Source organism: Streptomyces sp. NPDC005195, from assembly GCF_040608315.1.
GTDB lineage: Bacteria > Actinomycetota > Actinomycetes > Streptomycetales > Streptomycetaceae > Streptomyces > Streptomyces kaempferi.
Window position 1 is genome coordinate 60,579 of the sequence record NZ_JBEXHZ010000009.1, and the last position, 22,934, is coordinate 83,512.

22 protein-coding genes are annotated in these 22,934 nt (G+C 70.4%); 11 read left to right on the forward strand and 11 right to left on the reverse strand.

Annotated features, from left to right (window positions below; all coding sequences use genetic code 11):
* Window positions 1-53 precede the first annotated feature (53 nt).
* The 4 genes from ABZV34_RS13020 (at window position 54) to ABZV34_RS13035 (ending at window position 6,703) form a co-directional block, all read left to right on the forward strand.
* Window positions 54-1,859 (forward strand): ABC-F family ATP-binding cassette domain-containing protein, encoded by a 1,806-nt coding sequence (locus tag ABZV34_RS13020; RefSeq protein WP_356274357.1) that lies wholly within the window; start codon window positions 54-56, stop codon window positions 1,857-1,859.
* Between the two features lie 260 nt (window positions 1,860-2,119).
* Window positions 2,120-3,952: a PQQ-binding-like beta-propeller repeat protein gene (locus ABZV34_RS13025; protein ID WP_356274360.1), complete on the forward strand. Its 1,833-nt coding sequence runs from the start codon at window positions 2,120-2,122 to the stop codon at window positions 3,950-3,952.
* Window positions 3,953-4,025: 73 nt separating this feature from the next.
* The gene (locus ABZV34_RS13030) at window positions 4,026-5,804 is read left to right on the forward strand and encodes a PQQ-binding-like beta-propeller repeat protein (RefSeq protein WP_356274363.1); all 1,779 of its coding nucleotides are present in this window, start codon (window positions 4,026-4,028) and stop codon (window positions 5,802-5,804) included.
* 224 nt (window positions 5,805-6,028) lie between these two features.
* Window positions 6,029-6,703 (forward strand): LuxR C-terminal-related transcriptional regulator, encoded by a 675-nt coding sequence (locus ABZV34_RS13035; RefSeq protein ID WP_351623826.1) that lies wholly within the window; start codon window positions 6,029-6,031, stop codon window positions 6,701-6,703.
* Window positions 6,704-6,778: 75 nt separating this feature from the next.
* On the opposite strand, the gene ABZV34_RS13040 is transcribed toward ABZV34_RS13035, so the two are convergent.
* Entirely contained in the window at window positions 6,779-7,090 is a 312-nt protein-coding gene (locus ABZV34_RS13040) for a hypothetical protein (protein WP_356274366.1), read from the reverse strand.
* 49 nt (window positions 7,091-7,139) lie between these two features.
* Window positions 7,140-8,879 carry a sodium:solute symporter family protein gene (locus ABZV34_RS13045; protein WP_356274368.1) on the reverse strand — a complete coding sequence of 580 codons (1,740 nt, stop codon included), beginning with the start codon at window positions 8,877-8,879 and terminating at the stop codon, window positions 7,140-7,142.
* 161 nt (window positions 8,880-9,040) lie between these two features.
* On the opposite strand from ABZV34_RS13045, the gene galT reads away from it, so the two are divergent.
* Genes galT through galK form a run of 3 tightly spaced genes read left to right on the forward strand, consistent with a single transcriptional unit; the run spans window position 9,041 to window position 12,237 of the window.
* Window positions 9,041-10,129 carry a galactose-1-phosphate uridylyltransferase gene (gene galT, locus ABZV34_RS13050; protein WP_356274371.1) on the forward strand — a complete coding sequence of 363 codons (1,089 nt, stop codon included), beginning with the start codon at window positions 9,041-9,043 and terminating at the stop codon, window positions 10,127-10,129.
* Entirely contained in the window at window positions 10,126-11,094 is a 969-nt protein-coding gene (gene galE / locus ABZV34_RS13055; protein WP_356274374.1) for a UDP-glucose 4-epimerase GalE, read from the forward strand. Before galT ends, galE begins: the two co-directional genes overlap by 4 nt.
* On the forward strand, window positions 11,095-12,237 hold the full coding sequence (gene galK, locus ABZV34_RS13060) for a galactokinase (RefSeq protein WP_356274377.1): 1,143 nt from the start codon (window positions 11,095-11,097) through the stop codon (window positions 12,235-12,237).
* 46 nt (window positions 12,238-12,283) lie between these two features.
* On the opposite strand, the gene ABZV34_RS13065 is transcribed toward galK, so the two are convergent.
* Window positions 12,284-12,727: an N-acetyltransferase gene (locus tag ABZV34_RS13065; protein ID WP_356274380.1), complete on the reverse strand. Its 444-nt coding sequence runs from the start codon at window positions 12,725-12,727 to the stop codon at window positions 12,284-12,286.
* Window positions 12,728-13,028: 301 nt separating this feature from the next.
* Between ABZV34_RS13065 and ABZV34_RS13070 the strand changes: the two genes are divergently transcribed.
* On the forward strand, window positions 13,029-13,796 hold the full coding sequence (locus ABZV34_RS13070) for a response regulator transcription factor (RefSeq protein ID WP_153290129.1): 768 nt from the start codon (window positions 13,029-13,031) through the stop codon (window positions 13,794-13,796).
* Here the strand turns inward: ABZV34_RS13070 and ABZV34_RS13075 are convergent.
* Complete coding sequence (locus tag ABZV34_RS13075) at window positions 13,755-14,252, reverse strand: MarR family transcriptional regulator (RefSeq protein WP_356274383.1); 498 nt, start codon at window positions 14,250-14,252, stop codon at window positions 13,755-13,757. The two genes, ABZV34_RS13070 and ABZV34_RS13075, sit on opposite strands and share 42 nt — an antisense overlap.
* 145 nt (window positions 14,253-14,397) lie before the next feature.
* On the opposite strand from ABZV34_RS13075, the gene ABZV34_RS13080 reads away from it, so the two are divergent.
* Window positions 14,398-15,204 (forward strand): trans-aconitate 2-methyltransferase, encoded by an 807-nt coding sequence (locus ABZV34_RS13080; protein ID WP_356274386.1) that lies wholly within the window; start codon window positions 14,398-14,400, stop codon window positions 15,202-15,204.
* A gap of 2 nt (window positions 15,205-15,206) precedes the next feature.
* Entirely contained in the window at window positions 15,207-15,611 is a 405-nt protein-coding gene (locus tag ABZV34_RS13085) for a glyoxalase (protein ID WP_356274389.1), read from the forward strand.
* On the opposite strand, the gene ABZV34_RS13090 is transcribed toward ABZV34_RS13085, so the two are convergent.
* Genes ABZV34_RS13090 through ABZV34_RS13105 form a run of 4 tightly spaced genes read right to left on the reverse strand, consistent with a single transcriptional unit; the run spans window position 15,586 to window position 17,828 of the window.
* Window positions 15,586-15,834 (reverse strand): type II toxin-antitoxin system RelE/ParE family toxin, encoded by a 249-nt coding sequence (locus ABZV34_RS13090; protein ID WP_356274391.1) that lies wholly within the window; start codon window positions 15,832-15,834, stop codon window positions 15,586-15,588. The two genes, ABZV34_RS13085 and ABZV34_RS13090, sit on opposite strands and share 26 nt — an antisense overlap.
* The gene (locus ABZV34_RS13095; RefSeq protein WP_356274394.1) at window positions 15,831-16,082 is read right to left on the reverse strand and encodes a type II toxin-antitoxin system Phd/YefM family antitoxin; all 252 of its coding nucleotides are present in this window, start codon (window positions 16,080-16,082) and stop codon (window positions 15,831-15,833) included. Before ABZV34_RS13095 ends, ABZV34_RS13090 begins: the two co-directional genes overlap by 4 nt.
* Before the next feature lie 58 nt (window positions 16,083-16,140).
* Window positions 16,141-16,821 (reverse strand): TetR/AcrR family transcriptional regulator, encoded by a 681-nt coding sequence (locus ABZV34_RS13100; protein WP_356274397.1) that lies wholly within the window; start codon window positions 16,819-16,821, stop codon window positions 16,141-16,143.
* Window positions 16,818-17,828 (reverse strand): fatty acid desaturase, encoded by a 1,011-nt coding sequence (locus ABZV34_RS13105; protein WP_356274400.1) that lies wholly within the window; start codon window positions 17,826-17,828, stop codon window positions 16,818-16,820. The genes ABZV34_RS13100 and ABZV34_RS13105 overlap by 4 nt, the downstream gene beginning before the upstream one ends.
* Before the next feature lie 340 nt (window positions 17,829-18,168).
* Between ABZV34_RS13105 and ppc the strand changes: the two genes are divergently transcribed.
* Window positions 18,169-20,901, forward strand: a complete 2,733-nt coding sequence (gene ppc / locus ABZV34_RS13110) for a phosphoenolpyruvate carboxylase (RefSeq protein ID WP_356274403.1) — start codon at window positions 18,169-18,171, stop codon at window positions 20,899-20,901.
* Window positions 20,902-20,978: 77 nt separating this feature from the next.
* Here ppc and ABZV34_RS13115 read toward each other — a convergent pair whose 3' ends face one another.
* From ABZV34_RS13115 to ABZV34_RS13125, 3 genes are all read right to left on the reverse strand, one after another.
* On the reverse strand, window positions 20,979-21,473 hold the full coding sequence (locus ABZV34_RS13115; protein ID WP_356274406.1) for a hypothetical protein: 495 nt from the start codon (window positions 21,471-21,473) through the stop codon (window positions 20,979-20,981).
* Between the two features lie 125 nt (window positions 21,474-21,598).
* The gene (gene pth / locus ABZV34_RS13120; protein ID WP_356274409.1) at window positions 21,599-22,210 is read right to left on the reverse strand and encodes an aminoacyl-tRNA hydrolase; all 612 of its coding nucleotides are present in this window, start codon (window positions 22,208-22,210) and stop codon (window positions 21,599-21,601) included.
* An 88-nt stretch (window positions 22,211-22,298) separates the two neighbouring features.
* The gene (locus ABZV34_RS13125) at window positions 22,299-22,883 is read right to left on the reverse strand and encodes a 50S ribosomal protein L25/general stress protein Ctc (RefSeq protein ID WP_356274412.1); all 585 of its coding nucleotides are present in this window, start codon (window positions 22,881-22,883) and stop codon (window positions 22,299-22,301) included.
* Window positions 22,884-22,934: the final 51 nt, after the last annotated feature.

A 22,934-nucleotide genomic window follows, 5' to 3' on the forward strand; every position in this document is an offset into this window, starting at 1 on the left:
GGGGGCGGTCGGACTACTCTTGAGGGTCGATCGTCCCCCTTGTCAGGAGAGAAATGGCCGTCAACCTGGTCAATGTCGAGTCCGTCAGCAAGGTGTACGGCACCCGTGCCCTGCTCGACGGAGTCTCCCTCGGCGTCAGCGAGGGCGACCGCATCGGTGTGGTCGGGCGGAACGGCGACGGCAAGACCACTCTCATCCGCATGATCGCCAAGCTGGAGGAGGCCGACACCGGACGCGTCACGCACTCCGGCGGCCTGCACCTGGGGGTGCTGACGCAGCACGACTCGCTCGACCCCGCGGCCACCGTCCGCCACGAGGTCATCCGTGACCTGGCCGACCACGAGTGGGCGGGGAACTCCAAGATCCGGGACGTGCTGACCGGACTCTTCGGCGGACTGGACCTGCCCGGGTTCCCGCAGGGACTGGACACGGTCATCGGCCCCCTCTCCGGAGGTGAGCGCCGCCGTATCGCGCTCGCGAAACTGCTCATCGAGGAGCAGGACCTGATCATCCTCGACGAGCCCACCAACCACCTGGACGTCGAGGGCATCGCCTGGCTCGCCCAGCACCTGCGGGAGCGCCGCTCCGCGCTGGTGTGCGTCACCCACGACCGGTGGTTCCTCGACCAGGTCTGCACCCGCATGTGGGACGTGCAGAAGGGTTCGGTCTTTGAGTACGAGGGCGGCTACTCCGACTACGTCTTCGCACGGGCCGAGCGTGAGCGCATCGCCGCCACCGAGGAGGTCAAGCGGCAGAACCTGGTCCGCAAGGAGCTGGCCTGGCTGCGGCGCGGCGCCCCCGCCCGTACCTCCAAGCCCCGCTTCCGTGTCGAGGCCGCCAACGAGCTGATCGCGGACGTGCCCCCGCCCCGCGACAAGAGCGAGCTGATGAAGTTCGCCAGCTCCCGGCTCGGCAGGACCGTCTTCGACCTGGAGGACGTGACCGTCCAGGCCGGACCCAAGGTGCTGCTCAAGCACCTGACCTGGCATCTCGGCCCCGGCGACCGGGTCGGACTGGTGGGCGTGAACGGCGCCGGCAAGACCTCGCTGCTGCGGGCCATGGCCGAGGCGGCCCGCAGCGACGGCGAGCGGCAGCCCGCCGCCGGCCGGGTCGTCACCGGCAAGACCGTCAAGCTCGCCTATCTCTCCCAGGAGGTCGCCGAGCTCGACCCGACCTGGCGGGTGCTGCAGGCCGTCCAGGCCGTGCGTGACCGCGTCGACCTCGGCACGGGCCGCGAGCTGACCGCGGGACAGCTGTGCGAGACGTTCGGTTTCAACAAGGAGAAGCAGTGGACGCCCGTCGGCGACCTGAGCGGTGGTGAGCGGCGGCGGCTCCAGCTGCTGCGGCTGCTCATGGACGAGCCCAACGTCCTCTTCCTCGACGAGCCGACCAACGACCTCGACATCGAGACGCTGACCCAGCTGGAGGATCTGCTCGACGGCTGGCCCGGCTCGATGGTCGTGATCTCCCACGACCGGTTCTTCATCGAGCGGACCACGGACAACGTGTTCGCCCTGCTCGGCGACGCCACGCTGCGCATGCTGCCGCGCGGGATCGACGAGTACCTGGAGCGGCGCAAGCGGATCGAGGAGGTCGCGGCGGCCGCCGTACTCGCCGCCGCTCCGGCGCCCGCCAAGGCGGCCTCGGCCGCGGACGCGCGCGCCGCCAAGAAGGAACTGCAGAAGATCGAGCGGCAGCTCGACAAGGTCTCCGAGAAGGAGACCAGGCTGCACGCCCAGATCGCCGACAACGCGACGGACTTCGCGAAGGTCGCGGAACTCGACTCCGAACTGCGTGAGTTGACCGGCGAGCGCGAGGAACTGGAGCTGCGCTGGCTGGAGCTCGCGGAGGACGCGTAAGCCTCGGGCGGGCGGCGCGCACGTCTCGTGAAGGGGGCGTGAAGGCGCGTAACGAGGGCATCACGGGCCGGTCCTCCCTTGGGAACAGGGGAGCGATCGGCCCCTCGTGCGAGGGGCGCGGAGTGATAGAAAGAGCGGTCTGAGAACAGTCTGAGAACCACCGGGGTGGCGCGGGACGGAGGCGCCGTCGGGGCCCGTGCGGGGCCGGCCGCCGACGCCGCCGGTGGGGCGCCGCATCAGTGAATGAGGGGGACGCGCTGATGAGTCAGCCGCCGAGTGAACCGCCGCAGGGCGGCTTCGGAGCACCACAGGACCAGCCACCGGCGCAGGGCGGCTTCGGCCCGCCCCAGGATCCCCGGCGGGCGACGCCGCCGCCGCCCGCGCAGCCGCCGCAGGCGCCCCCGCCCCCGCCCCCGCAGACCCCGCCGGCCGGACCGCCGCAGCCCGGCTACGGCTACCCGCAGCAGCCCGGCCCGTACGCGCAGCCGGGCCCCTACGGTCAGCCCGCTCCGTACGGTCAGCAGGCGGGGTACGGGCAGGTACCCGGACAGGGGCAGGGATACGGGCCCGGGTACGGCTATCCCGGCCAGGTGCCGTATCCGGGCGCGCCGGGCTCTGGGCCGCCCGGCATACCCGGCGGCTCCAGGAACCCCTTCAAGAGGCGGCCCGCCGTCGTCGTCGGGGCGGCCGTGGCCGCGCTGCTCGTCGTCGGCGGCACGGTGTGGGCCGTCAGCGGTGGCGGTGGCGACGACGGGAAGAAGCCGGTCGCCGAGGGCACCAAGGACGGCCAGGGCGGCCAGGGCGGCAAGAACACCGCGCCCCAGCCTTCGGCCAATCCGGGCGACGGCAGCGGTGACGGTGGCGGGGACCCGGAGAATCTCAACGACGGCCGTAGGGCCGGTGAGGCGAAGGTGCTCTGGTACAAGCAGGCGCCGGACGCGCCCGGTTCGGGCGCCGACGCCCCCGGCCTGTGGATCACCGGCAAGGCCGCGGTGAAGGCCGCGTACAAGCAGGTGTTCGCGTACAACGTCGGTGACGGCAAGCCCACTTGGGACCCGATCACGTTCGCGCAGAAGATCTGCGCGGTCACTCCGCAGAAGACGTCCGACGACAAGGTCGTGGTGGCGTACATGAGCGGCGCGGGCGACGGCGCCAAGTGCAACCAGCTCCAGCAGATCGATCTCGCCACCGGAGCCAAGGGCTGGAGCGTGAAGGTCGCCGACGGCGCGCTCTTCGACAGCACGCTCACCGTCGAACTGTCCGTCACCGGGAAGACGTTGATGGTCGGCCGTTCGCAGTCCGGTACGGCGTACGACGTCACCAGCGGCAAGAAGCTCTGGGACAAGAAGAAATACGGCCAGGCCTGCTATCCGGCCGCGTTCGCGGGCGGCGCCAAACTGCTGTCCGTCGCGTCCTGCGGGGCCGGCAGCACCACCCAGCACGACGAGGTGCAGGAGCTGGACCCGGCCACCGGCAGGGCTGGATGGACCACGAAGATCCCCAAGGGCTGGCGGGTCGTGCGCGCCTACTCCGTCGACCCCGTCGTCCTCTACATGACCAACGACGACAAGAAGACGGTCAACGTCACCACCCTGAAGGACAACGGAGGTGTCCGCTCGCAGCTGTCGAGCAAGGACTCCTTCGCGCCCGAGTGCGGGTTCGCCATCATCGACCGGGATCTGCCGGGCTGTTTCGGCGCCGTCGCCGACGCGAACACCCTCTACCTGCCGACCGAGGCGAAGACCGGCGCCAACGAGGTCGTCGCGTTCAACCTGGCGACAGGCAAGGAGAAGTGGCGCGTCAAGTCCCCGACGGACAAGTCGATGCTGCCGATGAAGACGGACGGCACCCGGCTGATCGCGTACGTCGAGCCGTCGTACGAGGCCGGTGGACAGGTCGTGTCGATACCGACCACGGGCAGTGGCCACACACCGGCGAAACTGCTGCAGAACCCGCAGGGCACGGCGTCGATCGAGAACGGGTTCTATTCGAAGGCCGTCGACTACGTGGACGGGCGCTTCTACATCTCCACCACCCGGCTGACGGGCAACGACCAGTCGAGGGAGAAGCTGATGCTGGCGTACGGCAAGTGAAGCGCGCTCACGCCGCCGTCGGCACCCGCTTCGTCCACGTCCCCGACGCTTCCGTATCCGAGGTGCACACATCATGAGCCAGCCGCCGCCCCCACCGCCGCCCAACGAGCCCCCGCCGGGTGGGTTCGGCGCGTCCCAGGACCCGCCGCCGGGTGGGTTCGGCGCTCCGCAGGACCCGCCGCCGGGCGGCTTCGGCGCTCCGCAGCCCCCGCAGGGCCCGGGTTACGGATACCCGCAGACACCCCCGCCCCAGTCCCTGCCCCAGTCCCCGCCGGGCTACGGGTATCCGGGCGGGCAGCCCGCGCAGCCGCCGTACGGCTACGGCTATCCGCAGCAGCCGCCGACCTACCCCATGCAGCCGCAGGTTCCCCAGGGCGGCGGCGGGCGGAAGATGAGCGGCCAGGCGGTCATCATCGTGGCGGCCGTCGTGGCCGTCGCGCTGATCATCGGTGGCGGTGTGCTGTACGCGACCTCCTCCGGCAAGGGCGACGACAGCAAGAACAACTCGTCCGGTACGGGCGGCGGCACCGGCGGCAAGAAGGACAACGGCGGTACGGGCGGCGGCGGGACCACCGGTTCGAACGGTGAGGAGAAGGTGCCGGCCGACACCGGTTCCAAGGTCCTCTTCCAGGTCCCCGCGCCGTCCGTGGCCGCCGGGAGCAGCGTGACCACCGTCGGCTCCTGGCTCACCGGCAAGGTGTACGCCAAGAGCGGCAACGCCGAGGTCGACGGCTACGACCCCGACTCCGGCGCCAAGCTGTGGACGATCAAGCTCCCCGGCCCGGTGTGCTCGGCCAGCCGGCACACCACCGACTCCGACCGGACGGCGATCGTCTTCGAGCCCGCCATGCCGACCAAGGCCCAGCCCTCGCACGGCTGCAGCGAGGTCGCCGCGCTCGACCTCGCCGCCGGCAAGGAGCTGTGGGCCACGTCCGTCAAGTCCGGTGACCAGAAGATCAGCCTGGACAACGTCACCGTCAGCGGGAACACGGTCGCCACGGGCAGCACCAGCGGCGGCGCCGCGTTCGACCTCTCCACCGGCAAGGCGCTCTGGTCGCCGAAGCCCACGGACAGCTGCTACGACGCCGGGTACGCCGGCGGCGACAAGCTGGTCGCGGTCCGCAAGTGCGGTGCGTACGGCAGCACGAGGCAGCTGCACATCCAGACCATCGACCCGAAGTCCGGGAAGGTGATCTCCGAGTACAAGATGTCGCCCGGCATCGAGTACGCGAGTGTCGTGTCGACCGACCCCCTCGTGGTCGCCGCCGACGTCGGCGACACCGCCGGGGACGGCAGCGGCATCTCCGACTTCTTCTCGATCGACAACAGGACCGGCCGGCTGCGCACCAGGATCTCGGCGCCCGGCAAGACGTACGCCGCCAAGTGCGACGGCATCAGCAGGACCGAGGCCTGCGCGATGCTGGTGGTCGGCAACGACAAGCTCTACATCCCGACCGAGGAACACGACGGCAGCGGCCAGTACAGCAGGACCGACGAGATCGTCGCCTTCGACCTCGGCACCGGGAAGCAGACCGGCCAGCGCGCCAACGCCGGCGACGGCTACACGATCTCCCCGCTGCGCATGGACGGTGCCAACCTCCTGGCGTACAAGCGGCCGCCGTACGACAAGGGCGGTCAGATCGTCAGCATCGACGGCACCACCTTCAAGGAGACCAAGCTCCTGGAGAACCCGGCGGCCCGGTCGGTCCGCGACGTGGAGACGAGCATGCTCCCGGAGTACGCGGAGATCCTCTACGGCGGCGGTCGTCTCTACATGTCCGCGGTCTACGCCCACAAGCCGACCGGCACGGACGAGAAGGAGTATCTGGCGATCGCGTTCGGCGCGCGCTGACCGGAATCACGTGATCACGGCCCCGTCCCTGCTCAGGGGCGGGGCCGTGCGCTTACCCCTCGTCCTTCCCGAATGCGAGGAATTTCGGTATTCCGGGGCGGTTCTCTCCGGTAGGGGAAGCGCAACGTCGAACAAGCGTGTAGCTTCCGGGGGATGGAGCGCCGGGGGGCTCCTAATCCACGGGGAACCAGTGGGGATGCTTGGGGGGACTGGGGGGTTGCTCGATGGGAGTGCGGCTCATGGTGGTCGACGACCACCGGCTGCTCGCCGAGGCGTTGGCCTCGGCGTTGAAGCTGCGCGGGCACCGGGTGCTCGCCGCGGCGGCGCCCGCCGCGGGAGCGGCGGAGTTGGTGATCACGAGGGCACCCGAGGTGTGCCTGATCGGTACGGCGACACCGGCCGAGCCGGGGATGTTCGACCCGGTGGTCAAGATCAAGCGGGAGCGTCCGCAGGTGGCGGTCGTGGTGCTGGGGCCGGTGCCGAACCCGCGTGGCATCGCCGCCGCGTTCGCCGCGGGCGCGTCGGGATACGTACGCCATGACGAGCGTATCGAGGGCGTCGAGCGGGCGATCATGAAGGCGAGGGCGGGCGAGGCGGCGGTGGCCCCCGGCCTGCTCCAGGGTGCCTTCAGTGAACTGCTCAACCCCGCCGCCCAGCCGGACGACGAGGGCCAGCGCCTGCTCCAGATGCTGACGCCCCGGGAGGTCGAGGTGCTGGTCCGGGTCGCCGACGGCGAGGACACCCGGCTGATCGCGGCGGGCATGGGCATCGCGCCCTCCACGGCCCGGACCCATGTCCAGCGGGTCCTGATGAAGCTGGGCGTGGGGTCGAGGCTGGAGGCGGCGGCGCTGGCGGCACGGACGGGACTGCTGGACCGGGCGGGGCCGGTGGCGACGTAGCCGGGCCGGGGTGGAGTGCAGGGCCGGGGTGGAGTCCCGGGTCCCGGTTCCGTACCGGCCCGGAGGCCGCCCCGGCTACTCGGCCGGTTCCTCCTCCCCGGAGGCCGGTACCGGCGGTGCCGGCGGGCGCAGCCACAGCCAGGCCAGGAAGAAGAGGCCCAGGGCCAGCATGCCCAGGCCGGTCCAGAGGTTGATGTTGATGCCCTGCGTCTTGGTGCGGTCGGCGTCGGAGGCGGTCAGGCCGGCGACCGTGACGATGACGCCGTAGACGACGAACAGGCCGCCGATGATGCGGCGGATGTCGAAGAGACGCGCCGCGGTCGCGGACTTCTTCTCCAGCTCCGTGACCTCGCGCTGGACGTCGCGGTCCGAGTAGTGGTCGGACATGGTTTTCCGGGCCTTTCTCTTCGGGGTGGATGCGGACGCGGGAGCGGGATCAGAACGAGAACGGGATGTAGCAGGCCGCCGCCAGGATCAGCGCGCCCCAGCCCAGCAGGGCGGGCCTGCGGTACCAGGCGTCGTCGCCGGCGGCGGCCGGCTCGGCCGCGCCCGGTGAGCGGGTCCCGTAGACCAGGCCCTGGAGGTCCTCCGCCGGCTTGGGCGCGGTGAAGAGGGAGACCGCGACCATCACCACGGCGCCGGCCACGAAGCCCGCGATCGCCGACACGAAGTTCGCGCCCTGGTCGGAGGGGATGCCGATGATGCCCTGCTTGTAGATGACGAAGTAGTTGACCATCGCGGCGGTGGTACCCGCCAGCAGGCCCCAGAAGCCCGACTTCACGGACGCCCGCTTCCAGAACATGCCGACGATGAAGACCACGAACATCGGCACGTTGAAGAAGGAGAAGAGGGTCTGGAGGTAGCTCATGATGTTGGAGAAGGACGACGCCAGGAAGGCCGTGCCGATCGACGCGAGGACGCCGACGACCGTGATCAGGCGGCCGAAGCGGATGTAGTAGGCGTCCTCCCGGTCCTTGATCACGTACTTCGCCCAGATGTCGGTGGTGAACACGGTGTTGAAGGACGACACGTTGGCCGCCATGCCCGCCATGAAGGCCGCGAGGAGCCCGGTCACCGCGATGCCGAGCACGCCGTTGGGCAGCAGTTCCTGCATCAGGTACGGGATCGCGTCGTTGTACTGGAGGTCCGAGCCGCTCGTGCCGATCTTCGGGACCAGGACGGCCGCCACCAGGCCCGGGATCATCACCAGGAAGACGATGAAGATCTTCGGGTACGCGGCGATGAGCGGGGTGCGCCGGGCCGCGCTCAGGTTCTTGGCCGACAGCGCGCGCTGCACCTCCGCGAAGTTCGTCGTCCAGTAGCCGAAGGAGAGCACGAAGCCGAGGCCGAGGACGATGGTCAGCCAGTTGGCGCCGAGCGGGTTGTCGCTGCCGATGCCGGTGCCGCTCCACGCCGTGGTGAAGTGGGTGCCGTGGGACTTGTCGAGCGAGTCCGTCAGACCGTTCCACCCGCCGACCCGGTGCAGACCCAGCACCGCGATCGGGATCAGCGCGGCGAGGATGACGAAGAACTGCAGCACCTCGTTGTAGATCGCGGACGACAGACCGCCGAGGGTGATGTAGGCGAGGACGAAGAAGCCGGCGACCACGATCGCCACCCACTGCGGCCAGCCGAGCAGTGCCTCGACGACGATCGCGAGCGAGTAGAGGTTCACGCCCGCGATCAGGATCGCCGCGAAGGCGAACAGGATCGAACTCAGCAGGTGTGCCCATTTGTCGAAACGCAGCAGAAGGAACTCGGGGACCGAGCGGACCTTCGAGCCGTAGTAGAACGGCATCATCACCAGGCCGAGGAAGACCATGGCGGGGATGGCGCCGATCCAGTACCAGTGCACGGTGTAGACGCCGTACTGCGCGCTGTTCGCGGCCATGCCCAGGATCTCGGTGGCGCCCAGGTTGGCGGAGATGAACGCGAGGCCGGTGACCCAGGCGGGCAGCGAGCGCCCGGAGAGGAAGAAGTCGAGGCTCGTCCTGACCGAGCGTTTCGCGGCGAAGCCGATGCCGAGGACGACGACGAAGTAGATCCCGAGGATCGTGTAGTCGAGCCCGTTCGTGGGGAGCCGGAGGCCTGCGGCCAGTTGGGCGGTGGGGCCGGAGGCCAGGTGCCCGGAAGCCAGGTGGACGGCCCCGTCGGCCAGGTAGGTGGGGGTAGGCATGCCGGTATCTATGCCCCGTGCGCCCCAGAGACCGCCCCAGCCTCACAGAGACCCCCCAAACCCGCACAGGCATTGACGTTACTGTTGCTTTGTGATTTGTTGTGTTTGGTTCTGTTGGGTGGCTTTGCTGGTTCGAAGCGGTGCTGATGAGGAGTCCAGCGGTGAAGAAGACCTCGACCCGGCTTGCCGACGGTCGTGAGCTGATCTACTACGACTCGCGCGACGACACGGTGCGCGACGCGGTGGACCGGCGTCCACTGGAGCCGACCGTCACCAGCTCCCAGGTGCGCCGCGACCCGCTCCTCGGCGACGTGGTGGCGATCGCCTCGCACCGGCAGGGCCGCACCTACCACCCGCCGGCCGACGAATGCCCCCTGTGCCCCTCCCAGGGCGACCGGCTGAGCGAGATCCCCGACTCCTCGTACGACGTCGTGGTCTTCGAGAATCGTTTCCCCTCCCTGGCCGGTGACTCCGGCCGCTGCGAGGTCGTCTGCTTCACCTCCGACCACGACTCGTCCTTCGCCGACCTGACCGAGGAACAGGCGGGGATCGTCCTGGAGGCGTGGACGGACCGGACGGCGGAGCTGTCCCATCTCCCCTCCGTCGAACAGGTCTTCTGCTTCGAGAACCGCGGCGCCGAGATCGGCGTCACGCTCGGTCACCCGCACGGGCAGATCTACGCCTACCCGTTCACCACCCCGCGCACGGCGCTGATGCTGCGCTCCCTGGCCGCGCACAAGGAGGCGACCGGCGGCGGGAACCTCTTCGACGAGGTCGTCGTGCGCGAGCTGGCCGAGGGCGAACGGATCGTCCTGGAGACCGAGCACTGGGTGGCCTTCGTGCCGTACGCGGCGCACTGGCCCTACGAGGTCCACCTCTACCCCCGGCGCAGGGTGCCCGACCTGCTCGGCCTCGGCGAGGACGCCCGCAAGGAGTTCCCCCAGGTCTATCTGGAACTCTTGAAGCGCTTCGACCGGATCTTCGACGGACCGGGTGGGGAGAAGGAAGGGGCGGGGGAGCCTCCGACGCCGTACATCGCCGCCTGGCACCAGGCGCCGTTCGGCGCTCTGGAGGAGTTCGAAGGCGTCAACCGCGACGACTTCGCGCTCCACCTCGAGCTTTTCACCATTCGCCGCACTTCCGGCAAGCTGAAGTTCCTCGCGGGTTCCGAGTCCGGCATGAGTGTGTTCATCAACGACGTGCCGCCGGAGGCCGCGGCTCAGCGACTGCGAGAGGTAGCGAGTACATGAGTGGGAAGTACCTGGTCACCGGTGGCGCCGGATATGTCGGCAGTGTCGTCGCGCAGCACCTGATCGAGGCCGGCCACGAGGTCACCGTCCTCGACAACCTCTCCACCGGCTTCCGGGAGGGCGTCCCGGGTGGGGCCGGCTTCATCGAGGGCGACATCCGCGACGCCGCCAAGTGGCTGGACGCCTCGTACGACGCCGTCCTGCACTTCGCCGCGTTCTCGCAGGTCGGCGAGTCCGTCGTGAAGCCCGAGAAGTACTGGGACAACAACGTCGGCGGCACGATGGCGCTGCTCGCGGCCATGCGCGAGGCGGGCGTGCGCAGGCTGGTCTTCTCGTCGACCGCCGCGACGTACGGCGAGCCGGAGACCACTCCCATCGTCGAGACCTCGCCGACCAGGCCCACCAACCCCTACGGCGCCTCCAAGCTCGCCGTCGACCACATGATCACCGGAGAGGCCGCGGCGCACGGACTGGGCGCGGTGTCGCTGCGGTACTTCAACGTGGCGGGCGCCTACGGCGCGCAGGGCGAGCGGCACGACCCCGAGTCGCACCTGATCCCGCTGGTGCTCCAGGTCGCGCAGGGGCGCCGCGAGGCGATCTCCGTCTACGGCGACGACTACCCGACGCCGGACGGCACCTGCGTCCGTGACTACATCCACGTCGCGGATCTGGCCGACGCGCATCTGCTGGCGCTGAAGGCCGCCGTCCCTGGTGAGCACCTCATCTGCAACCTCGGCAACGGCAACGGGTTCTCGGTCCGGGAGGTCGTCGAGACCGTCCGTCAGGTGACCGGGCACCCGATCCCCGAGGTCATGGCGGAGCGCCGTGCCGGGGACCCGGCCGTCCTGGTCGCCTCCGCGGAGACCGCGCGCGAGCGGCTGGGCTGGAGCCCGTCCCGCGCGGACCTCGCCGGGATCGTCGCGGACGCGTGGGCGTTCGCGCAGAACATCGCAAGGGAGCAGTAGGTGGGGGTTCGCGAGGGCTTCGAGGAGCTGTACGGCGCCGCGCCCGAGGGCGTCTGGGCGGCGCCCGGCCGGGTCAATCTGATCGGCGAGTACACGGACTTCAACGAGGGGTTCGTGATGCCGCTCGCGCTGCCGCACACGGCGGTCGCCGCGGTGTCGCGCCGCGACGACGGGGTGCTGCGGCTGCACTCGGCCGACATCGAGGGGCCGGTCGTCGAGCTGCGCGTCGACGAGCTGACGCCGCTGGCGAACACCAGCTGGGCCGCGTACCCGGCGGGTGTGGTGTGGGCGCTGCGCGAGGCCGGGCACGCGGTGACGGGTGCCGACATCCATCTCGCCTCGACCGTGCCGACGGGGGCCGGGCTGTCCTCCTCGGCCGCCCTCGAGGTCGTGACGGCGCTCGCCCTCGACGAGCTGTACGAACTCGGGCTCACCCGGCCCGAACTGGCCCGCCTCGCGCAGCGCGCCGAGAACGACTTCGTCGGGGTGCCCTGCGGGATCATGGACCAGACGGCGTCGGCGTGCTGCGCCGAGGGGCACGCGCTGCACCTGGACTGCCGGGACCTGTCGATCCGCCAGGTCCCCTTCGACCTGGCCTCCCAGGGCCTGGAACTGCTGGTCTTCGACACCCGGGTGAAGCACGCGCTGGGCGACGGGGCGTACGCCGAGCGGCGTGAAGGGTGCGAGGAGGGCGCGCGGCAACTGGGCGTCTCCCATCTGCGGGACGTCGCGTACGAGGACCTGGACGCGGCGCTCGCCCGGTTGTCCGACGAGCGGGTGCGCCGGTACGTGCGCCATGTCGTCTCCGACGACCACCGGGTGGAGCGGGTCATCGCGCTGCTGGACGCCGGGGACGTCCGGGCCATCGGGCCGGTCCTCACGGACGGACACGCGTCGCTGCGGGACGATCTGCGGATCTCCTGCGAGGAACTGGACCTGGTCGTCGCCACGGCGAACGCCGCGGGGGCGCTGGGGGCGCGGATGACCGGGGGCGGCTTCGGGGGCTCGGCGATCGTGCTGGTCGAGTCGGCCGACGTGGACTTTGTCGGCAAGGCGGTGACGGAGGCGTTCGCGGCTGCCGGGTACACCGCGCCGCGGGTGTTCCCGGCGGTCCCTTCGACGGGCGCCCGCCGACTGCACTGACCTGGCCTTTTTCGTCCGGGCTGACCGGGGGCGAGGAAACCCCCGGTCAGCCCAGGTGCTTCGTCAGCGTGTACTCCGTGGTCCCCGGCGGATAGTCGGGGACCACGCACACCACCTCGTACCCCTGCTTCTTGTAGAACTCGGGCGCCTGGAAGTCCCACGTCTCCAACCGGACGGCGACACAGCCCCGCTCCTCACGCGCCATGCGCTCCCCCTCGGCGAGGAGCCGGGAACCCAGACCGGAGCCCCGGTGGACGCCGTCCACCCACAGATACGTGACGTGCAGCCACGTCGTCCAGGTGTGCCCGACCAGCCCGCCCGCGAGCTCGCCGGCGGAGTCCAGGGCCCAGATGTGGAGGGGCAGTTCCCGCTCGGCCGGGGTCCCGCGCAGCGCGCGCAGGACGGGAGACGCCGCCGTGTTGGTGTCGAGCAGCCGTTGGCGGAGCAGTTCACGTCGGCCTTTGTCGACTTCTGTCTCCATACGAAACATACGACTCACCCTAAACGCCCCGGCCAATCAGTTCTGCAAATTACCTTCCGCTCCGGGCCCCCGGCCGTACTCTGATGAACAGCACCGGTGGGGGCCGGTGCTGATCAGGGGGCGAGACAGCCGGGTACGACACCCGGAGTGGGGGTAGCACTTCCAGCACGGCGGCGGCCGTGCGGCTGCGGCGCCCCGTTCTCCGAGCCGGAGACCGGTTCGGGTTCTCTCCGGGTGTCGTACCTGCGCGGGTCGTCCCCCGACAATGGGGTATCCCCCGCTCCTCAGGAGCGTGGGGAAGGGGGTTTTTGTGGTTCGCATCCGAGTCCTGGTCGTCGACGACCACCGCATCTTCGCCGAGTCGCTCGCCGCGGCTCTGGCCGCCGAACCCGATGTCGACGTGTCCGCGGCCGGCAGCGGCCCGGCCGCGCTGCGCTGCCTGGAACGGGCGGCGGCGGAGGGCCGTAGGTTCGACGTGCTGCTCGTGGACGCCGACCTCGGCGGAAACGTGCCGGGCGCCAGGCCCGCCGTCCCGGTGCAGGAGAGCAACGAGGACGGGCTGGTCGACGGCATCTCGCTGGTCGCGGGTGTCCGTGCGGGCCAGCCCGGCGTGCGCATCGTCGTACTCGCCGAGAAGGACGACCCGCGCCGGGCCGCGCTCGCCCTGCAGGCCGGTGCCTCGGGCTGGGTCGCCAAGGACTGTTCCCTCTCGCGGCTCCTCACCGTCATACGGGGTGTGCTGCGGGACGAGACGCATCTCCCGCCCGCCCTGCTCACCGGTGTGCTGCGGGAGTTGACGGCCGCGCGCAAGCACCGCACCGAGAGCGAGCGGCTGGTGGAGTCGCTGACGCCCCGGGAGCGGGAGGTGCTGCGGTGCATGGTCGCGGGACTGGGGCGAAAGGCCGTCGCGGAGCGGCTGTTCCTCTCGCCGCACACCGTCCGCACCCATATGCAGAACGTGCTCGGGAAGCTGGGCGTGCACTCGACGCTCGCCGCCGTGGCCCTCGCCCGGCGGGCCGGGGTCGGGCCCGTCGACCTAGCCGGGGATGTTGTCGAACGGGGCGGTCAACTGGCGTAGCAGCGAGGCGAGTTCGCCACGCTGGGCTCTGCTGAGTTCCGCCAGGATCGCGCGCTCCTGGTCGAGGAGCCCGGCCAGTGCCTGGTCGGCGCGGTCGCGGCCCTCGTCGGTGAGGCGTACGAGGACGCCTCGTCGGTCGCTCGGGTCCGGGAGGCGCTCCACCAGATCCTTCTGCGTCAGCCGGTCGATGCGGTTGGTCATCGTGCCTGAGGTGACGAGGGTCTGGGTGAGCAGCTGGCCGGGGGAGAGCTGATACGGGGAGCCGGCGCGCCGCAGCGCGGTCAGGACGTCGAACTCCCAGGGCTCCAGGCTGTGCTCGGAGAACGCCAGTCGGCGGGCGCGGTCCAGATGCCGGGCCAGCCTGCTGACCCGGCTGAGTACCTCGAGCGGTTCCACGTCGAGGTCAGGGCGCTCCCGGCGCCACGCTCCGACCAGCCGATCGACCTCGTCCTCCATGACGATCAGTGTAGTGGTTGTGTCGACGTGAAGTCTCTTGATGTGGAGTCTCTCGACGTAAAGTCTCTTGACGTCGAGATAGTTGGATGTGAGGGTGGAGCTCTGCCCGGACATGATGTCCGTACGACTTCGAGGAGGCCTGCCCATGCCCGCCACCGCCGCCACCTGGGACCCGGGTCAGTACCTGCGTCACGCCGGCCACCGCGCACGCCCCTTCGCCGACCTCCTCGCCCGGGTCCCGGAGCTGCCGCGTGATCCGGCCCGCATCGCCGACCTCGGCTGCGGCCCCGGGAACGTGACGGCGGTGCTGGCCGAACGCTGGCCCACCGCGCGGATCACCGGCCTGGACAGCTCCCCGGAGATGCTGGCACGCGCCGAGGCGCTCGCGGGCCCCACCCCGGGCGGCGGCCGTCTCGACTTCGCCCCGGCGGACGCCAGGACCTGGACACCCGCGAAACCGTACGACCTGGTGATCAGCAACGCGACCCTGCAGTGGGTGCCCGGACACGTCACCCGCTTCCCCGACTGGGTGGCGGGCCTCGCCCCCGGCGGCACCTTCGCCTTCCAGGTCCCCGGCAACTTCGACGCCCCGAGCCACCGCCTGATGCGCGAACTCGCCCACTCCCCGCGCTGGAAGGACCGCCTGGCCGAGGCGCTGCGCCACGACGACGCCGTGCACACCCCGGCCGTCTACCTGGAGCAGCTCACCGCCCTCGGCTGCGAGGCCGACGTCTGGGAGACGACGTACCTGCATCTCCTCCAGGGCGAGGACCCCGTCCTCGACTGGGTGAAGGGGACGGGGCTGCGGCCGGTTCTCACCGAGCTGGGGGCGGACGCGGAGGCCTTCGTCGCCGAGTACCGGGACGCGCTGCGCGAGGCGTATCCGGCGACCGGGCACGGCACCGTGTTCCCCTTCCGGCGGATCTTCGCCGTCGCGCGGAAGGCGGCCTGAGCGTGCTCGCCGCCATCGACCACGTCCAGCTCGCCGCCCCGCCGGGGTCGGAGGACCTCCTGCGCCGCTACTACGTCGGCGCTCTCGGGATGGCCGAGATCCCCAAGCCGCCCGTCCTGGCCGCGCGCGGAGGCTGCTGGTTCCGGGCGGGGGCCGTGCAGCTGCACCTGGGTATCGAGGGCGCTTCCGGGGACGGGGGAGCGGGATTCCGGCCCGCACGGAAGGCGCACCCCGGGCTGCGGGTCACCGGCATCGACGCCTACGCCGCCCGGCTGGAGTCCCATGGGGCCCCGGTCACCTGGGACGACGCCCTGCCCGGCCACCGCCGCTTCTACTCCGAGGACCCCGTCGGCAACCGGCTGGAGTTCCTGGAACCGGTCGTCAGGACGTACGGACCGGATTCATGACGAGGATACGGACGACTTCGTCGTCGATCAGGTAGAGGACCCGGTGGTCGCCGACACGGAGGCGCCGGATCTGAGGTCCGTACGGGGTGGAGCCGGTCGGGCGCGGGCTTTCGGCGAGCGCGTCGACGGCTTCGTAGACCGCGGCGAGGCCCGTGGGGTCGTCCTTGAGGAACCGCACCGCCGTGTTCGTGGCCTCCGGTTCCCATGTGATGCGGTACGTCACGGACGCAGCCCCAGGAGCCGCCCGACTTCTTCGTGGGGGATGCCTTCGTCCAGCGTGCCCTCGGCCTTGCGCCGCTGATGGTCGGCGACCGCGAGGGCGTCTTCGAGATCCTCTATGACCTGAGGGGAGACGAGGAGCGCTGCCACATGGCCGTGGTCCGTGAGGGCGATGGTCTCCCGGCCGTGGGCCGCTCGGCGGACAAGATCTCCGAGCTGGGAGCGGGCCGCGCTGATCGCAATCTCAGTCATGCGCGGATGATTCCACAAGGTTAATCTTGTGGTCGATAACGGCCCCGTGATCGACCACTCAGCTCTTGCGGTGCCCTATCAAGCGCGGCTTCGGCTCCAGGCCGTCCAGGCCGTGCCAGGCCAGGTTCACCAGATGCGCGGCGACCTCGGCCTTGCGGGGCTTGCGGACGTCCAGCCACCACTGGCCGGTCAGCGCGACCATGCCGACCAGGGCCTGCGCGTAGAGCGGGGCGAGCTTCGAGTCGAAACCGCGGTTCCTGAACTCGCGGCCCAGGATGTCCTCCACCTGGGTGGCGATGTCGGAGATGAGCGAGGCGAAGGAGCCCGTGGACTGGGGGATGGGGGAGTCGCGGACCAGGATGCGGAAGCCGTCCGTGTACTCCTCGATGTAGTCCAGGAGGGCGAAGGCGGCCTGCTCGCACAGTTCACGCGGGTGACCCGCCGTCAGGGAGCCGGTGACCATGTCCAGCAGCCGGCGCATCTCACGGTCCACCACCACCGCGTACAGGCCCTCCTTGCCGCCGAAGTGCTCGTAGACCACCGGCTTGGAGACGCCCGCCTTGGCCGCGATCTCCTCCACCGACGTGCCCTCGAAACCCTTCGCGGCGAACAGCGTGCGGCCGATCTCCAGCAGCTGCTGACGGCGCTCGGCACCGGTCATACGGGTGCGACGCGCACGGCGCGGCTTTTCGTTGCTGTTCGGGGTGCTGCTGGAGTCGGTCGCCACGCCGTCAATCATGCCGGGTCGGGGGCTTCCGTCTCGCGCCGGGAGGCGGACCCGTCGGTGTCACGCTTGGAATCGATACGCGAGCGTGACGGCCAGCGCACGTCGTACGCCCAGCCCAGTTGCTCGCACCAACGGATGATCCGGGCCGAGGAGTCCAACTGGCCGCGCTCCACCCCGTGCCGGGCCGAAGTCGGGTCGGCGTGGTGCAGGTTGTGCCAGGACTCGCCGCAGGACAGCACGGCCAGCCACCACACGTTGCCCGAGCGGTCACGCGACTTGAACGGGCGCTTGCCCACCGCGTGGCAGATCGAGTTGATCGACCAGGTCACGTGGTGCAGCAGGGCCACCCGGACGAGTGAGCCCCAGAAGAAGCCGGTGAACGCGCCCCACCAGGACATCGTCGCCACACCGCCGATCAGGGGCGGCAGCGCGAGCGAGAGCAGGGTCCAGTAGATGAACTGGCGCGAGATCGCGCGAATCGCCGGGTCCTTGATCAGGTCGGGAGCGTACTTCTCCTGAGGGGTCCGCTCCTCATCGAACATCCAGCCGATATGCGCCCACCACAGGCCCCTCATCAGCGCCGGAACCGTCTCGCCGTAGCGCCACGGCGAATGCGGGTCGCCCTCCGCGTCGGAGAACTTGTGGTGCTTGCGGTGGTCGGCGACCCAGCGGATCACCGGGCCCTCGACCGCCATCGAACCCGCGATGGCGACCGCGATCCGCAGCGGGCGTTTCGCCTTGAAGGAACCATGCGTGAAGTAGCGGTGGTAGCCGATCGTCACGCCGTGACAGCCCAGGTAGTAGAAGAAGACCAGCAGGCCGAGATCCAGCCAGCTCACTCCCCAGCCCCAGACCAGCGGTACCGCCGCGAGCAGCGCGAGGAACGGGACCGTGATGAAGAGAAGGAGCGTGAGCTGTTCGAGTGACCCCTTCTTGTCTCCGCCCAGGGTGCCAGGGGGGAAGGAGGGGTCGTCGCTCGCCCCCGGGGCGTCGTCGATCACATCGGAGCTCGTGCTCATGGGCGTCCCCTGTGGGATTCGAGGGTGGGGAAGAGGGTGGCCGGGTACGGCTCCCAGGGTTCTCCCGTTGTGTGACGGGAACCCCTACGCTTCCGTAACCTACGGCATCGTAAGTATGGCAGCGCGCTGCAGAGCGGCAACAGCCCGAGACCTTGCGCGTCCACCTGGACACCTATCCTTGGAGTCGGTCGGACAGCGCGGTCCGTTCTGTTTATTCCCGGATGCCACGTCCCTAAGCGGCAGCCGCCGCGCGGTCGTCACCCGGGTTCCCTCCCAGACGAGCTTCAGACGAGCTTCCACACTCTTCAGCCGAGCTTCCACACTGCAAGGAGCCGCACCTGTGAGCAGTGCCGACGACCAGACCACGACGACCAGCAGCGAGCTGCGCGCCGACATCCGGCGCCTGGGCGACCTGCTGGGGGAGACCCTCGTCCGCCAGGAGGGCCCCGAGCTCCTGGAACTGGTCGAGAAGGTCCGCCGCCTGACCCGCGAGGACGGCGAGGCCGCCGCCGAGCTGCTGCGCGGCACCGAGCTGGAGACCGCGGCCAAGCTGGTCCGCGCGTTCTCGACCTACTTCCACCTGGCGAACGTCACCGAGCAGGTGCACCGCGGCCGTGAGCTGCGCGCCAAGCGGGCCGCCGAGGGCGGACTGCTCTCCCGGACCGCCGACCGGCTCAAGGACGCCGACCCGGAGCACCTGCGCCAGACGGTCAAGAACCTCAACGTCCGCCCCGTCTTCACCGCCCACCCGACGGAGGCGGCCCGCCGCTCGGTCCTCAACAAGCTGCGCCGCATCGCCGCCCTGCTCGAAACCCCCGTCATCGAGGCCGACCGCCGCCGCTACGACACCCGGCTGGCGGAGAACATCGACCTGGTGTGGCAGACCGACGAGCTGCGCGTGGTCCGCCCCGAGCCCGCCGACGAGGCCCGCAACGCCATCTACTACCTGGACGAGCTGCACGCCGGCGCCGTCGGCGACGTACTGGAGGACCTCACCGCCGAACTGGAGCGCGTCGGGGTGAAGGTGCCCGACGAGACCCGGCCGCTCACCTTCGGCACCTGGATCGGCGGGGACCGTGACGGCAACCCGAACGTCACCCCCGAGGTCACCTGGGACGTCCTGATCCTCCAGCACGAGCACGGCATCAACGACGCGCTGGAGATGATCGACGAACTGCGCGGCTTCCTGTCGAACTCGATCCGGTACACCGGCGCCACCGAGGAACTGCTGGACTCCCTGCGGGCCGACCTGGAGCGACTGCCGGAGATCAGCCCCCGCTACAAGCGGCTGAACGCCGAGGAGCCCTACCGGCTCAAGGCCACCTGCATCCGCCAGAAGCTGGAGAACACCAAGCAGCGCCTCGCCAGGGGCATCCCGCACGAGGCCGGCCGCGACTACCTCGGCACCGCCGAGCTGCTGCGCGACCTCACCCTCATCCAGAGCTCGCTGCGCGAGCACCGCGGCGCGCTGTTCGCCGACGGCCGCATGAACCGCACCATCCGCACGCTGGCCGCCTTCGGTCTCCAGCTCGCCACCATGGACGTACGCGAACACGCGGACGCCCATCACCACGCCCTCGGCCAGCTCTTCGACCGGCTCGGCGAGGAGTCCTGGCGCTACGCCGACATGCCCCGCGAGTACCGCGCCAAGCTCCTGGCCAAGGAACTGCGCTCCCGGCGCCCGCTGGCCCCGACCCCGGCACCGGTCGACGCCGCCGGCGAGAAGACCATCGGCGTCTTCCAGACGGTCAAGCGGGCCCTGGAGGTCTTCGGACCCGAGGTCATCGAGTCGTACGTCATCTCGATGTGCCAGGGCGCCGACGACGTGTTCGCCGCCGCCCTCCTCGCCCGCGAGGCGGGCCTGCTCGACCTGCACGGCGGCTGGGCGAAGATCGGCATCGTGCCGCTCCTGGAGACCACCGACGAGCTGCGCGCAGCCGACGTGATCCTGGACGACATGCTCGCCGACCCCTCCTACCGGCGTCTGGTGGCGCTGCGCGGAGACGTCCAGGAGGTCATGCTCGGATACTCCGACTCGTCGAAGTTCGGCGGCATCACGACCTCCCAGTGGGAGATCCACCGCGCCCAGCGGCGGCTGCGCGACGTCGCCCACCGGTACGGCGTGCGTCTGCGGCTCTTCCACGGCCGCGGCGGCACCGTCGGCCGCGGCGGCGGCCCCTCCCACGACGCGATCCTCGCGCAGCCCTGGGGCACCCTGGAGGGCGAGATCAAGGTGACCGAGCAGGGCGAGGTCATCTCCGACAAGTACCTCGTGCCCTCGCTGGCCCGGGAGAACCTGGAACTGACGGTCGCCGCCACCCTCCAGGCCTCCGCCCTGCACACCGCCCCGCGCCAGTCCGACGAGGCACTGGCCCGCTGGGACGCGGCCATGGACGTCGTCTCCGAGGCCGCCCACACCTCTTACCGGAGGCTCGTCGAGGACCCCGACCTGCCGACGTACTTCCTCGCCTCCACGCCGGTCGACCAGCTCGCCGACCTGCACCTGGGCTCGCGGCCCTCCCGCCGCCCCGGCTCGGGCGTCTCGCTCGACGGCCTGCGCGCCATCCCGTGGGTCTTCGGCTGGACCCAGTCCCGGCAGATCGTGCCCGGCTGGTTCGGCGTCGGCTCGGGCCTCAAGGCACTGCGCGAAGCCGGCCTGGACACCATGCTCGACGAGATGCACGAGCAGTGGCACTTCTTCCGCAACTTCCTCTCCAACGTCGAGATGACGCTCGCGAAGACGGACCTGCGGATCGCCCGGCACTACGTCGACACCCTCGTCCCCGACGAGCTGAAGCACGTGTTCGCCACCATCGAGGCCGAGCACCGGCTCACCGTCGCCGAAGTACTGCGCGTGACCGGCGGCGAGCGGCTGCTGGACACCAACCCCGTGCTCCAGCAGACCTTCTCGATCCGCGACGCCTACCTGGACCCGATCTCCTACCTCCAGGTCGCCCTGCTCAAGCGGCAGCGTGACGAGGCCGCGGCGGGCGCGGAACCCGACCCGCTGCTGTCGCGGGCCCTGCTGCTGACCGTCAACGGTGTGGCGGCCGGCCTGCGCAACACCGGCTGATCGTCGGTGGACCGGCGGTGGTACCCCCGGGGTCCGGGGGTACCACCGCGGGTTTCACAGAGCGAGGAAGGCCGGTCTCACAGGGCCAGGAAGGCCGCCGTCAGCAGCGCGAGCCCGGCGCCCGCCATCACCCAGGCCGACCGGGTGCGCCGCAGACCGCCCGCGACCACCACCGAGGCCAGCAGCAGCGCGCCGCCGAACGGAACCCACGCGTAGAGCAGTCCGGCCGGGCCGCTGCGGACCACGTCACCGCTGCCGGGCTTCACCGTGACCGCGTACGTGCGCCCCTTGCGCACCGCGGCCGACTCCTCGATCGTGACGCGGGCCCGCGCCCGGGAACCCGCGGACACCGGCCGGTACGGCCCGGTGCAGCGTTCCTGTGAGCAGGCCGTCACGGTCATCGTCCCCTGCTCCCGGCCCTTGCCCAGCATCACGTGCTGAGCCGTGCCCCAGGAGCCCCAGACCCCCGCGATCAGGATCAGTGCGGTGACCGTCCCCATCACCGCGAGCCGCCCGAACCGCAGCGCCGGGTGCGCGTTCTTGCGGGGGCGCTTGCGCGAGGCGGCGGACATGGCGGCGATCCTTGGCCATGGCCGTGCGTTCGGTCAACTCGGCCGGGGGACTAGTCCGCAGTTGTACGAGTACGTCGATCATCCCTGGCCACCGCTCGGGAGCCGGCCGCCCCCGGCACCGCCGCTCAGGAGTTGTACGTGCCCTGCGCCCGCTCCAGCCCGTCGATGACGAGGCATTCCACCGCGTCCGAGGCCCGGTCCACGAAGTAGCCCAGCTCCTTGCGCTCGGCCGACGCGAAGTCCTTGAGCACGAAGTCGGCGACCTGCATCCGGCCGGGGGGCCGGCCGATGCCGAAGCGCACCCGGTGGTAGTCGGGGCCCATCGCCTTCGTCATGGACTTCAGTCCGTTGTGCCCGTTGTCGCCGCCGCCCAGCTTCAGCCGCAGCACGCCGTAGTCGATGTCCAGCTCGTCATGGATCGCGACGACGTGGGCGAGCGGCACCTTGTAGAAGTCGCGCAGCGCGTTCACGGGGCCGCCGGACAGGTTCATGTACGACATCGGCTTGGCCAGGATCACCCGGCGGTTCGCCGGGCCGGGCGGGCCGATACGGCCCTCGATCACCTGCGCCTGGGCCTTCCCCGCGCGCTTGAAGCTGCCGCCGATCCGCTCCGCCAGCAGGTCGGCGACCATGAAGCCCACGTTGTGCCGGTTCATGGCGTACTCGGGGCCGGGATTGCCGAGGCCCACGATCAGCCAGGGGGCGTTGGGGTCCGTCGTCACGTCGGTCTCTCCCATGGGTCCTTGATGCGCCTGCGTCCTTGACAACGCACCGACCGCCGCCCCGGAAGGGAACGGCGGCCGGCGAAGGGGATTCCGGGAGGAATCAGGCCTCGGTGGTCTCGGCCTCGGCGTCCGCCGGGGCCTCCTCCGCCTGGGCGGCGAGGACCTGGAGGACGACCGCGTCCTCGTCGATCGCCAGCGTGGTGCCCTTGGGCAGCGGGATGTCCTTGGCGAGGATGGCCGCGCCGGCCTCCAGGCCCTGGATGGAGACGGTGACCGACTCCGGGATGTTGGTGGCCTCGGCCTCGACCGTCAGCGTGCTGAGCACGTGCTCGAGCAGGTAGGCACCCGGGGCCAGCTCGCCCTCGGTGTGGACGTAGACCTCGACGTTGACCTTCTCGCCGCGCTTCACGGTGAGCAGGTCGACGTGCTCGATGGAGCCCCTGATGGCGTCACGCTGGACGGCCTTGGGGATCGCGAGCTCGGTCTTGCCCTCGATGTCCAGGGTGAGCAGGACGTTCGGGGTGCGCAGGGCGAGCTGCAGCTCGTGGCCCGGCAGCGCGATGTGGACGGGGTCGGCGCCGTGACCGTAGACGACCGCGGGAACCTTGTTCTCGCGGCGGATGCGGCGGGCGGCGCCCTTGCCGAACTCGGTACGGGGCTCGGCGGCGAGCTTGACCTCGGACATGTGCACTCCTCGTAGTTAAGGGACCCGAAGGGCCTGGGGATGTGGTCACCC